A 12,078-nucleotide genomic window follows, 5' to 3' on the forward strand; every position below is an offset into this window, starting at 1 on the left:
ATCAAGACTTCCCGCGCCGGCCCCTCCTGCGGCGTCACCTGCGGCAGTGGCAGTGGCAGCAGTGGCGATATCCTCGTGCTGGACCCGATCGGTGTCGCAGTCGCATCCTACGACGCCAACCACACGGCCACTTACGTCAACTGGGATTCGAATAGCTATACCCTCACGCTGAGTGCCTACAACAACGTGCGCTTCGTTTTTACCGCGAACTACGTTTCGGTCGGCGCGGGAACCAGCCAGGCTAGCGGTGGTGCTGTCGATATGTCCTTGGGCCATGGCACCAAGGTCGTCCTGCAGGCGGACAATAGTGCCAAGGGATCAGGCACCGTCCTCTTCGATGATGCCAACGGCTGGACTTATATCGGCCTGGGCGATGCAGCCACGACCGCGAAGATCTATTACACCCCGACTTCCTACAGCGCACCGCAAGACTTTACGCCCTACCTGATCGGCTACAACCAGCTCACGCAACTGACCAGCTACATGGCCGTGAATGTCGCGGCCAACATCGCCAGCAAGACCTATGACGGCACCTTGGGTGCCACCATCAGTTCATTGAGTACGGTCGCGTCCCTGCCTGGCGGTATGTCGCCGCTGTCGATCAGTGGCGCGACGGCCAGTTTTGCCGACAAGAATGCAGGCAGCAACAAGGATGTGCTGCTCAGTGGCGTCACCTTCAGCAACGGCAGTAACACCATCAACGTGGCTGGCGATAACTACTATCTCAACGGCCTCAGTACCCAGCTTGGCACCATCACGCCCAAGAGCGTGGACGTGACTGGCGTGAGCGTGGTGAGCAAGATCTATGACGGCACCACCGCAGCTACCCTCAGCGGCACCGCAAGCTTCAGTGGCCTGATCGGTGGCGATAGCCTGAGCTTGAACCTGAGCTCGGCCACGGCCAGCTTTGCCGATGCCAATGCCGGTACCAAGGCCGTCACACTGGGCAGCTATACCCTGGGTGGCAGCAGCAGCGCCAACTATGTGCTCAACCAGCCCTCGCTGAGCGGCACCATCAACAAGGCCAACCTGAGCCTGTCGGGCAGCAAGACCTATGACGGCAGCACCGCCATCGACGGCACGCAACTGACCGCCACCGGCGTGCATGGCGAAACCTTCACCGTGGCCGGCAGCGGCGGCAGCGGCAACCTGGCCAGCAAGAACGTGCAGAGCGGCGCGGCCCTGGCCAGCGTCACGGGCCTGTCGCTGGGGAGCAGCAGCAACGGGGGGCTGGCCAGCAACTACAACGCCTTGGGTACGAGTGGCAGCAGCATCAGCGTCACCGCCAAGGCGCTGACCATGAGCGGCGTGACTGCCTCCGACAAGGTCTATGACGGTTCGACGACGGCCACGCTCAACACCTCGGGCGTGAGTTTCTCCGGCCTCATCGGTGGTGATGCCGTGAGCCTGGGTGGCAGTGGTGTCGGCACCTTCGCCAACAAGAACGCCGGTACCAACAAAGCCGTGACGGTCAGTGGTTATACGCTTTCCGGTGCGGATGCGGGCAATTACCTGATCAGCCAGCCAACGGGCCTGAGCGCCTCCATCAGCAAGGCCAACCTCAGCGTGGGAGGCATCGCGGCCCAGGGCAAGACCTATGACGGGCTGACCAGCGCCACCCTCTCGGGGACGGCCAGCGTCACGGCCATCGGCAGCGACGTCGTCTCCTTGGGCGGTACCGGTGTTGGTGTCTTCATCGACAAGAACGCGGGGGTGAACAAAGTTGTCAATGTCAGCGGCTATACCTTGAGCGGTAGCGATGCCGGCAACTACAACCTGGTCCAGCCCACCGGGGTGAGTGCCACCATCAGCAAGGCCAATCTCACTGTGTCGGGGCTGACGGCCAACAACAAGACCTATGATGGCACCACCGCTGCGACGTTGAGCGGAACGGCCAGCGTGACGGCACTCGGCAGCGACACCGTCAGCGTAACGGGGACTGGCACGGCCAGCTTCGCAGACAAGAACGTGGGCACGGGCAAGGGCGTCACCGTGAGCGGCTACACGCTGACCGGTACCGATGCCGGCAATTACAACCTGGTCTCGCCAGGCGGTCTGAGTGCCAACATCAGCAAGGCCAACCTGACCGTAGCAGGCGTCAGTGCGCAGTCGCGCACCTACGACGGCACCACTGCCGCCACCCTGGGCGGCTCGGCGACCGTTTCGGCTTTTGGCTCGGATGTGGTCTCGGTGGCCGGTACGGCCTCGGCCTCTTTCGCCGACAAGAATGTCGGGTCGAACAAGGCCGTCCTGGTCAGCGGCTATACGCTCACCGGCGCCGACGCCGGCAACTACAACGTGGTACAGCCCAGTGGCCTCAACGCCACCATCAGCAAGGCCGACCTGGCCGTGGCGGGCCTGAGCGTGGCCAACAAGATCTATGACGGCACGACCACGGCCACCCTCACCGGCACCGGTTCGGTCACTGCCCTGGGCAGCGATGTCGTTACCTTGAGCGGCAGCGGCGCGGCCAGTTTTGCCAACAAGAATGTCGGCACCGGCAAGTCCATCGTGATCTCGGGTTATACCCTGGGCGGCACCGATGGTGGCAATTACAACCTGGTCGCGCCGTCCAACCTGACCGCCAACATCACGCCGCTGCAGATCACCGTGAGCGGTATCGTGGCCAACAACAAGACCTATGACGGTACCGTGGCGGCCACCGGCAATACCAGCGGCGTAAGCCTGGCGGGCAAGCTGGCCGGGGATGTCATCAACGTCGCCGCTACGGGCAGCTTCAGCGACAAGAACGTCGGCAGCAACAAGGCGGTGACGCTCAATAGCGTCTACAGCGGGGCCGATGCCGGCAACTACACCTACATCGATCAGACCAGCTCGCAGGCCAGCATCACGCCGGCCAGCTTGAACGTGTCGGGCATCACCGCCGCCAACAAGGTCTTCGACGGCACCACGGCCGCCACCATCAATACCGGCAACGTTGTGCTGGGCGGTCTGATCGGCGGCGACAACGTGCGATTCTCTTCGTCCGGCGCATTCAGCGATGCGGCCATCGGAAATGGCAAGACGGTCAACCTGAGCAACAGCATCTCCGGGGCTGACAGCGGCAATTACACGCTCGTCGGTCAGAGCACTGCCTTGGCCGATATCACCGCTGCGGGTTCGGCCCAAACGCCGTCTGCGGGGACAAGTGCGCCCGCCGTGCCCACTCCCGCAGCGCTCACGGCCGGCGTCCAGGCCGTGACCGTGCGCAATGTTCTCGCGCAGGTGCAGTCAACCGTCCTGCCGCCGCAAGCCAGCGCGCAACCGCAGTTGCTGAGTCTGTCGTCCACGCTGGTGGTGCGCTCGCAACAGGATGGTGCAGCTCCCGCTGCGGGTAACGAGAGTAGCAGCGGCAATGCCGGTGGCAGGGGCGGCAGCAGTCTGGTCAATACCACTACCGGTTTTGGCACGCCGCCGCCCAGCCTGAACATCCAGAACGGTGGCATCCAGTTGCCGCCCGTCGCCATCAGCACTCCTCAATAATCGATCATGATTCCCATGTCTGAGTTATCACCCCGTTCGTTCCTGCTCCACCCGATCGCAGCCGCCTTGGTACTGGCCGGCCTGGCCCCGCTGGCCAGTGCCCAGACGGCTCCCGACGCCGGCAGCATCCTGCAGCAGTTGCAGCCTGCGCTGCCGGTAGCCCCTGCCACCAGCGCTCCCTCGCTCAAGCTGGAACCGCGCGATGAACCCGCCTTGCCGCAGACCGCGCCGTTCGGGGTCAAGCGTTTCCAGATTGCGGGCAATACCGTATTTGCCACCGAGTCCCTGCATGAACTGGTCGCGGGGGAGGAAGGCAAATCGCTCACCCTGGTGCAGATCAATACGCTGGCCGAGCGTATCACCCGTTATTACCAGCAACGGGGTTATCCGTTGGCACGCGCAATCATTCCGGTGCAGACCATCCGCGACGGCGTGGTGGTGATCCAGGTGGTCGAGGCGCGTTATGGACAGGTGCGGCTCAACAACAAGAGTGCAGTCAGGGACAGCCTCCTGCAAGCCACTCTCGATGGCTTGCAAAGTGGTGCGGTGATCGAGGATGAGGCGCTCAACCGCAGCTTGCTGCTGCTGTCCGACGTTCCGGGAGTCGGCGTGGCGGCCACGCTTGAACCGGGAGCGGCCGTGGGCAACTCCGATGTCACCGTCAACACCACCGTCAATCCCGCCACGCTGGGAACCGTTGCCGTGGACAACTACGGCAATCGCTATGTCGACCGGGTGCGGGTGTCGGGCAACCTGAACGTGGTCAATCCGCTGCATCATGGCGATCTGCTCAGTGCGACCGTCCTGAGCACGGGCAGCGGAATGAACTACGGCCGGTTGTCCTATGACATCCTGGTCAATGGCCAGGGCACGCATCTCGGCGCGGCCTACTCACTGCTGCGCTACAAGCTGGGCAGCGAGCTCTCGGCATTGGATGCCAACGGCACTGCCAGCGTGGCCAGCCTGTGGGGCAGGCATCCGCTGATGCGCAGCCGGCAGGCCAACGTCTATGCGCAAGTGCAAGTGGACGGCAAGCGCTTGCGCGATCACGTGGATGCCAGCGCCTTGCGCACGGACCGCCACCTGCTGAACTGGGTGATGAGCATCAACGGTGATATCCGCGACAGCCTCCTGGCCGGGGGAATCAGCATCTGGAGCCTGGGCTGGACCAGCGGCCGGTTGTTCTTCGACGATACCGCTGCTGCCGCCGCCGATGCGGCGGCCGGGCAGACCCGGGGAGGATTTGCCAAGTGGAACGCCAATTTCTCGCGCCTGCAGGGCATCTCTGCGGGCCATGCGCTCTATCTCAACCTGGCGGCGCAGTGGAGTGATGGCAACCTGGATTCCGCCGAGAAAATGACGGCAGGCGGCCCTTATACCGTGCGCGGCTATGATGTGGGTGCCATGAGCGGTGACAGCGGTTACGTTGGCACCATCGAATGGCGTCATGAGCTGGGCAATGGCTTGTCAGGGCAATGGCAGGCGATTGCCTTCCTTGACAGCGCCTACATCAAAGTCAATCAGCATCCGTGGAGTGCGGGTGCAAACAGCGGCAGCCTTTCGGGCGCAGGTGTCGGGTTGAACTGGAACGGGCCTGACCAATGGCGCGCGTCGGTCTCGGTGGCATCACGGGTGGGGGCGAAGCCTTCGATGGTGGCCAGCCAGTCTTCGGTGCGCGCCTGGGCGACCTTGAGCAAGGCGTTCTGAAGCGCGAGGGCATCGGCTTGCTGCCATTAGCGGCGATGCCTGGCGAGCATTGATGCGGTCATATCCCATCGGCTGACAGCCCCCGTGCCATGAGCATGGGAACGGGGGCGTCCACTGGCCCATTTCCGGTATCCCTTCACATCTTCGCAATCACCAGCTCGCACTTGCGAACTGATTCCTGGCCGCGCAGCATGTCGCCCTTGAGCGCATAGATCGGTGCACCGGCGGTGATGCTGCCGGTAAACCTGAATTGCCACATTCGGTCGGGATCGTTGACGCGGTAGCCGAAGCCGGTGATATCGAGCCGGTTGCTGCCGAACTGGCCGGTCAGGTTTTCCGCCCGTATGGCATCGCGGCGATGCAGGGAGATCGCGACCTTGCCCACTTCCGCCTCGAAATGCGCCTGATAGGCTTGCGAGAACTCGCCGTTGTCGGCGCGCGCTCCGCAGGTCATCAAGCCGTACCAGCGCTCGCCACTGCGCACGCTGTTCGGATTGGCCGGCGCTGATTGAGCGGCCCCGGCGGGCGGCAACTGCGCTGGCGGACGAACCGGCTGTGCGGGCAGAGCGGCGGGCGGAGCCATCGCGACGGGAGGCGCTGCCGGCGCAGGCAGCGCGGCCGGAGGCTGCGTCAATGCCGGTGGTGCGGGGGTGGCTGCGGTTGGCGTGCTGATCGTGCCGTTGCGCTTGGCGAGGACAGCGCGGCCGCGGGTCTCCAGATCGCGTATCCATTCGGCCGGTACAGCGAAGGAGAGATTCTGCACCGTGGCCCCGGCAATCATGGCGGTAGTGATGCCGATCAGTTCGCCCTTGTCATTGAACAGCCCGCCGCCGCTGGAGCCTGAAGAAATCGGTGCCGAGGTCTGCAGGAAGCGCAGCTTGCCCTCGTTATCCAGCCGCAATGCCGAGAGCAGGCCATCGCTGATGGTCTCTTCCAGCGCGCGCGGTGCTCCCAGCGTGAAGACCTTCTGGCCGACCCGCAGGCTGCGTGCGGGTGCGATGGTGACGGCGGGGGCCTTCATGCCTTCGGCTCGGACCTGGCAGAGATCGCGCTCCGGATCCGGAAACTCCAGCTTGCCCCCCAGCGTGAGATTGCCGCGCCGCAGCTTGAAGCTGCTGGCGCGCGCCAGCACGTGGCAATTGGTGACCAGCCGTTCCGGCCCGATCACGACGGCCGAACCGGTACTGAAGATCTGTCCTTGCGCGTCCATGGCCTGCACCACCCAGATACTGGGCGAGAGCTGCTGGAACAGGGTTTCGGCATCCAGTGCGTGGGCCGGCGGCGCTGCAGCGAGCAGGGGGCCGAGCAGGCCAAGGAGCTTGGTCAGGCGGAATCTCATGGAGGTGCGTCTCAGGGGGTAGGCAGGAGGTTCTTGAGGTCGTCGATGGTGACCTGGCCATTGCGCCGCTGTTGCGCTGCCGGCAGGGGCGTGAAGACCAGGGCGGACTTGATGACGTCCTGTTCGGGGGGAGCGGGTGACTGGCCTGCGCTTTTCACGTAGGGGCCGATGAGCCGCAGGACCACTTCGGCGCTCAGCACGGCCTGGCCGGGATACTCGGCGGGCTTGCGCAGCATCTTGACCACGGCATTGCCGGAGTAGGTGATGATGGGCGTGCCGGGTGTGTAGATGTAGATCGGGGCAGCGTGGGTGGCGGTGGGCGTGAGCCGGGCCAGGGGATCGTTGCCGTCTTGCGGGTCGCTTTGCCAGGAGGTATTGGTCATCGGCGGCGCGACCGGTTTGGGGACAGGATCGCTGGGCTTGAGGATGATGAAGTGGGAGTAGCCCTGTTGCTGCGTCAGTTCTGCGCAGCGATAGATCCAGTAATGCCAGACCATGTCGCGGCTGGTTTTGCCGTTGCCGGAGAAGGTGACGCGGTACAGGTCATCGGCCAGTTTGGCATCGGTATAGCCCCCGGTCAGTCCGCGCGGCCCGTAGGCGGTGGCGCAGCCGGCCAGCATTGCCGCCGCCAGCACGATGCCGGCAACGCCCCTGAATGATGATGTCAGCATCATGTTGTTCTTTGTTGTCGTGGATGATGTGGACCCGTTTTGGCCGGTATGAAGTTCTCATCCGGCAGGGCCTTGATTCAATGTGTGAATCTTCACATGGCGTTCTGACAAAGGGCTGACGGGGGGCTGACGGGGAGTTTTCTTCAGAGGAGAATGAGAGCGGACTAAGGCGGGTGGTGGCCTGGCGTTGAGTGATATGAATGTTTTTTGCTTTTTGATGACGGACCAAATAGATGCCGAGGAATCGTACAGTGAGTGGATTTCTGGATCAGGAAACCATCGATTGATTGACTTTTGGTGGGGTAGCGAGCCGTGTGCGGGATGAACACAATGCTATGGTACGCATTGCCACTGACGTGAGCTTCCAATGGGCTTCAAATCAAGACCTCGATCCGAATCGACAAGACCAATCCTCGCTGCAATACATGAAACCGCCTCCGACCTCCGTCGGCTGGGCTTCATCGACAAGCGCAAGATGCAAAAATACCAGGCGCTTTGTCTGGAGCCTGTGCCTGAATATGATGCTGGTGCCATTCGCGCGTTGCGGGCACGCTTTCAATTGAGCCAGGCAGTTTTTGCTGCTGCGCTCAATACCAGTACGTCGACCGTTCGGAAATGGGAGGTGGGAGACAAACGGCCCAGCGGCCCGTCGCTCAAATTGCTGAACCTGATCGACCGAAAAGGGCTGGAAGTGGTGCTGTGATAGATTGTGTGGTCGGTCAGCCACAACACGTGCTGACCGCTGGCCCAACAAAAAGGGCTCCAGCGAACTGGAGCCCTTCTCTTGTACTGCTGAATTTCTGGTAGGCCGTGCGGGATTCGAACCTGCGACCAACGGATTAAAAGTCCCATTACGCTGTACGTAAACACAGCGCAGATGCTGTGCAAGCGGCTTGTATCAAGGACTTAGCGCCATCAAATGCTGTTGATAAATACAGTGAAATGCGATTGGATGGCAGAAAAATGCACACCCTTAGCGCTTCTTTTTGGCCCCGATCTGGCCTACTGCACTGGCTAACTTGTCGGTGACCAGATGGCTATATCGCCGGGTCGAAGCACTGGACTTGTGGCCCAGCACCGCGCCCACAGTATACAGATCCACGTTCGAATTGATCATCTCCGATGCAGCCCCGTGGCGCAGGTCGTGGAACCTGGTTGACGGGTATCCTGCTGCCTCACGCGCAATTTCCCATTCGTCGTTAAATTTGTCAGGGCTGATCGTGAACCGTATCTTGCGAGCAAGTACAGCGATTCTAGGGTGAATCGGGATGATGCGCCGCTCACCGTTCTTCGTGTCTTCCAGCACAAATCCCTTTTTGCTGACCTTGGCACGCATGATTTCGGCCTTGCGCATGCCGGAGTAGAAGGCAATCCGGATTCCGGCTCGAGTCTGCCGATTGCGGCACTTGCGCGCGATCCTGAGCATTTCTCGCCGGTCCGGGTAATGGTGGCGCTCGTTCCGCACAGGAGGCATGACCATGCGTGCCGTCATGTCCTCATGCAATAACCCGATCTTGAAGCTGTATTTGATCGCGGCCCGGATGTAAGCAAGGATGTTCCGGGTTGAGGCATCGGTAAGGGCGCGCTTTGGCTTGCCCTGATGATCCTGTTTCGCCCGCAGATAGCCGATGAACAGTTTTGACCACTCATGCAGGTCTGTAGCATCCTGGCTGGCAAACTCGGCTGACCATCGCTGCAGGATCTGGATACGGGCTTCGGCGTCCTTCCATTCAGCATGTTTGTCTGCTACATGCTGCTTCACGCAATCGCCAATGGTGACAGTGGCTTTCTTCTGCCCCGTGGCGATTGCGTAGACTTCAGCCTCCCATTGCCTTGCTAGTGCGTCCGCTTCTTGGGCAGAAATTCCCGCAGGGAGAAGCTTTGTTTGCCGGTAACGCTGGCCGTCGATAATGCGATTGAACGTCCAGCGGAAACGCTTGCGGCCACTTTTTGTGATGGTTTCGATTGGCATGATTCGAGATACAGATACAATGATTCAACGTCATACACGTGGGTTTTGCGGGTCAGCTTGTAGCGCTTGATCCAGTGGCCAGCGGTATCCAATCGGCTGATAAGATGCTCGGGTATGCCAAGGATTGATGCTGCTTCCTTAGCCCCTACGCGGCGGCTTTCCTTAGCGCTCATCGTTCTCTCCCGGCCATCTCTTCCTCTCACGTGCTCGGCGCTGCTCGTCTCGGCGGGGACGGCGGCTCATGGCAGGCTCCACGCTTTAGCAGCGGCAGCAGAAGTAATGGCACGGCGTATCACGCTCATTTCATCTGCACCGCTGATGTCAGCGAAGAAGACGCAACCGCCCAGCTTGTTCATGATCTTGACTACGCCATCTTCGACCAGCAGGCCATAGTCAACCTGGCGCAATAGTCGGAAAGCATCGCCATCGTCGGCCAGCGGATCCCAGTCAAATCGATCGGTGCCTCCAACTTCACCATTTGATCCATACCAGATGTACGTGCCTTGCAGGGTGCCACTTGTGGCATCAAAATCGGTATCATCAGAAATCTTCCATTCCCATCCTCGCGCTGCAAAGTCTTCTTTCGTGGCGAATACTCGCGCCGCCTTGGCCGCCATCTCCAACAACTCGCGATCTGTGCTCATACGATCCTCCTGAATTCCACCACCCAGACCCACGGATTGGCTTCCCAGCTACCCGCGCCGCCGATGCTCTCCCATAGCGCCATGAAGGCCATGCGGTCATCGCCGCCGTTCAGGTCTTTGATCGGTGTGTCCTGTTCCTGCGCCCATGACATCGCGCCTTCGGCATAGGCGTCTGCTTGGCTGATGTCCTGCAGGCGCTCCACGCGCACGCCAGTTATCTCCAGCAGGATGCGGCTGGCGGCACGCGGCATGTGGATCGAGGGAATCCAACGCTCACCATGCTCAAGCTCGTAGCCGTCTGCGGCAAAAGCTGCCACATGCGAGAAGATGCGCGGACCTTCCGGCTTGTCCGGGTCAATCTTCCACCATGCCAGATGGGTTTCTTTCACCCAAAGGCGGTCGCCGGGCTGTCCATAGGGGCAGTGCATCGGAATCTCCAGCGGCCCCCAGCCGGTGCGATCGTGCTGGTTGTAGTACATTGTGAACGGCCCCCACTGCCCGCTGGCGCCGCGCGCCCACACCAAGTTCCGCTCGCGGTCCGGCTGCGGCTTCACCACGCGCCGGGTCTGAGTCTTCTGGCCTGCCAAGATGGCGCGCACCATCGGCGCGCTGAAGAGGATAGGGCGTTCTTTTGCAGTAGCGTTCATTGTTTGTCCTTCTTCCGGTTCTCCCTCACCCAATCAGGTATTCCGAAGAGGACTGCATGCCATGTTTTCCACAGGAGGATTAGAAGGCGGTCTAGCATGATGGGATGTCCTCTACTTCATCGCCAAACTTGCTAGTTACATAGCAGCGCATGGCTGCAATCAGCAGTGTCGGGCCTTTGAACGAATCCGCGCCGCCATTCGTTGCAAACCATCCGCTGGGATAGTGTGGTTCAGCGGTAATACGCTCTCGCTCGATGATCGGTCCGCCACAAGACCAATCGCAAGAAGGCCGATAATGCCATTCGCCAAGACGCAGATTCAGCGCGCGCCGTAGCTTAATTCCTTCAATTGTTCCGCCGCAGATATATCCACCGATGGAATCATCATCTTGGCAGTTGATTGTCCATTGGTTTTTCGCATATGGCTTGATAACCATCCCGTCAAGAGTAGTGTTCAATTCTGCCCGCGCCACCCAGTAATCCAGCGCTGCCCCTTCAAGTTCTGCTGTCTTCATGCTTCCTTCTCCTTGACTACGCGGTAGGCGATGATGTCAGACCGTGCGCCAACGTGGTCCCATGCGTGCCAGTCCGCACGACACGGCCTGGCAGATTCGTCATTGCTCCTGAATCGCACTTTGACGATTGTGCTGTCGGGTACAGGGCATTCCCCGCCCTTCCATTCGATCCAGCCATCGGCGTCGGGCTCGGCCGGTGGGGTTCCAACAACACGGTACGCGATAATGTCCACCGAGGTTCCTAGATGCTCCCATTCGCAAGACTTAGCCATGGGGGTGCCTTCCCATTCTCTTTCGCGGCAGCGAATTTCGACTTTTGTCATCGGCGGTACAGGGCACTCACCCCCGGCCCACTCAATCCATTCATGCATGCTCGCCCTCTGCCGGTTGTTTCACATCCAGGATTTCTGAGATATGCTTGCGGACGGCTTCAATCGCCAAATCCCAACCCTCGTCCGCGCCAGACCATTTCATCTTGTTGAGTTCGGCGCGCAAATCGCGCAGGGGGCCAGTGATTGCGGAAGCAACGCACGGCACATCCCAATCGCGATCTCCAATCGTGGAGGCCAGCGCCATATTTGCGTAGCGCATGGCAAATGCGGGCACGCCGCACGATTCGTCAAAGCCTTCAGGGTATCCTTCGCCTAGCTTGACTTTGCCGGCCAGTTTTTCAGACATGGCATGGATTGCTTGGTATCGCTGTGAATGCGTAGCCAGTTGCTGAACCTCCCAGACAGTCAGTGGCGGCATTTCTCCGCGCTGGGTGTGGGTAATAATCATATCGATGGTTGCTTGAGTAACTTGTCCCATAATCTTTCTATCCTTTCTATCGGTGAGGGTCAGAACTTCGATTCTTCGCCATTAGGGCCTTTCGGCACTGGCATGTAATGAGTCGGCCCATTCACTTCTGACCACTCTTCGCCATCCCATCCGTAGCCGCTCAAGTAGCACCATGCGGGGCCACGTCCAAAACTGTCTTTGCGAAACACGCAATTTGGAACTCGTCCCCATTCGCACCAGATATCAACGGCGTCCAAGCTATTTTCGATTTCCTTCGTGAGTGGCAGCCAATCCATCATCCCTCCTTATTCGCCGGTGCTG

At 60.7% G+C, this 12,078-nt stretch carries 10 protein-coding genes; 3 read left to right on the plus strand and 7 right to left on the minus strand.

Annotated elements, in window-relative coordinates:
• Together B3873_RS12860 and B3873_RS12865 are read left to right on the plus strand one after the other, a co-directional pair.
• Window positions 1–3,483, plus strand: a 3,483-nt coding sequence (locus B3873_RS12860) for a beta strand repeat-containing protein (RefSeq protein WP_286866514.1), incomplete at its 5' end; no start/stop codon positions are given.
• Window positions 3,484–3,498: 15 nt separating this feature from the next.
• Complete coding sequence (locus tag B3873_RS12865) at window positions 3,499–5,190, plus strand: ShlB/FhaC/HecB family hemolysin secretion/activation protein (RefSeq protein ID WP_286866516.1); 1,692 nt, start codon at window positions 3,499–3,501, stop codon at window positions 5,188–5,190.
• 136 nt (window positions 5,191–5,326) lie between these two features.
• On the opposite strand, the gene B3873_RS12870 is transcribed toward B3873_RS12865, so the two are convergent.
• Both B3873_RS12870 and B3873_RS12875 read right to left on the minus strand, forming a co-directional pair.
• The gene (locus B3873_RS12870) at window positions 5,327–6,529 is read right to left on the minus strand and encodes a S1C family serine protease (RefSeq protein ID WP_286866518.1); all 1,203 of its coding nucleotides are present in this window, start codon (window positions 6,527–6,529) and stop codon (window positions 5,327–5,329) included.
• A gap of 11 nt (window positions 6,530–6,540) precedes the next feature.
• Window positions 6,541–7,203: a CC0125/CC1285 family lipoprotein gene (locus B3873_RS12875; protein WP_209583248.1), complete on the minus strand. Its 663-nt coding sequence runs from the start codon at window positions 7,201–7,203 to the stop codon at window positions 6,541–6,543.
• A gap of 364 nt (window positions 7,204–7,567) precedes the next feature.
• Between B3873_RS12875 and B3873_RS12880 the strand changes: the two genes are divergently transcribed.
• Window positions 7,568–7,903 carry a helix-turn-helix domain-containing protein gene (locus B3873_RS12880; protein WP_286866521.1) on the plus strand — a complete coding sequence of 112 codons (336 nt, stop codon included), beginning with the start codon at window positions 7,568–7,570 and terminating at the stop codon, window positions 7,901–7,903.
• 270 nt (window positions 7,904–8,173) lie between these two features.
• Here B3873_RS12880 and B3873_RS12885 read toward each other — a convergent pair whose 3' ends face one another.
• The 5 genes from B3873_RS12885 to B3873_RS12905 form a co-directional block, all read right to left on the minus strand.
• Window positions 8,174–9,172 carry a tyrosine-type recombinase/integrase gene (locus B3873_RS12885; protein WP_286866523.1) on the minus strand — a complete coding sequence of 333 codons (999 nt, stop codon included), beginning with the start codon at window positions 9,170–9,172 and terminating at the stop codon, window positions 8,174–8,176.
• Window positions 9,173–9,411: 239 nt separating this feature from the next.
• On the minus strand, window positions 9,412–9,816 hold the full coding sequence (locus tag B3873_RS12890; RefSeq protein WP_286866524.1) for a hypothetical protein: 405 nt from the start codon (window positions 9,814–9,816) through the stop codon (window positions 9,412–9,414).
• Entirely contained in the window at window positions 9,813–10,463 is a 651-nt protein-coding gene (locus B3873_RS12895; RefSeq protein ID WP_286866525.1) for a hypothetical protein, read from the minus strand. The genes B3873_RS12890 and B3873_RS12895 overlap by 4 nt, the downstream gene beginning before the upstream one ends.
• Window positions 10,464–10,554: 91 nt before the next feature.
• Window positions 10,555–10,977, minus strand: coding sequence for a phage protein NinX family protein (locus B3873_RS12900; protein WP_286866528.1), 423 nt, complete (start codon window positions 10,975–10,977; stop codon window positions 10,555–10,557).
• A 363-nt stretch (window positions 10,978–11,340) separates the two neighbouring features.
• Window positions 11,341–11,787 carry a hypothetical protein gene (locus B3873_RS12905; RefSeq protein WP_286866529.1) on the minus strand — a complete coding sequence of 149 codons (447 nt, stop codon included), beginning with the start codon at window positions 11,785–11,787 and terminating at the stop codon, window positions 11,341–11,343.
• Between the last annotated feature and the right edge of the window lie 291 nt (window positions 11,788–12,078).

Source organism: Herbaspirillum sp. UBA812 (assembly GCF_002296545.1).
Taxonomy (GTDB): domain Bacteria; phylum Pseudomonadota; class Gammaproteobacteria; order Burkholderiales; family Burkholderiaceae_D; genus Herbaspirillum; species Herbaspirillum huttiense.

Bases quoted from the DNA above. Each gene is read 5' to 3' on its own strand.
- B3873_RS12890 (WP_286866524.1), bottom strand. From the start codon at position 9,816: ATGAGCACAGATCGCGAGTTGTTGGAGATGGCGGCCAAGGCGGCGCGA.
- B3873_RS12865 (WP_286866516.1), top strand. From the start codon at position 3,499: ATGTCTGAGTTATCACCCCGTTCGTTCCTGCTCCACCCGATCGCAGCC.
- B3873_RS12875 (WP_209583248.1), bottom strand. From the start codon at position 7,203: ATGATGCTGACATCATCATTCAGGGGCGTTGCCGGCATCGTGCTGGCG.
- B3873_RS12885 (WP_286866523.1), bottom strand. From the start codon at position 9,172: ATGCCAATCGAAACCATCACAAAAAGTGGCCGCAAGCGTTTCCGCTGG.
- B3873_RS12880 (WP_286866521.1), top strand. From the start codon at position 7,568: ATGGGCTTCAAATCAAGACCTCGATCCGAATCGACAAGACCAATCCTC.
- B3873_RS12870 (WP_286866518.1), bottom strand. From the start codon at position 6,529: ATGAGATTCCGCCTGACCAAGCTCCTTGGCCTGCTCGGCCCCCTGCTC.
- B3873_RS12895 (WP_286866525.1), bottom strand. From the start codon at position 10,463: ATGAACGCTACTGCAAAAGAACGCCCTATCCTCTTCAGCGCGCCGATG.
- B3873_RS12900 (WP_286866528.1), bottom strand. From the start codon at position 10,977: ATGAAGACAGCAGAACTTGAAGGGGCAGCGCTGGATTACTGGGTGGCG.
- B3873_RS12905 (WP_286866529.1), bottom strand. From the start codon at position 11,787: ATGGGACAAGTTACTCAAGCAACCATCGATATGATTATTACCCACACC.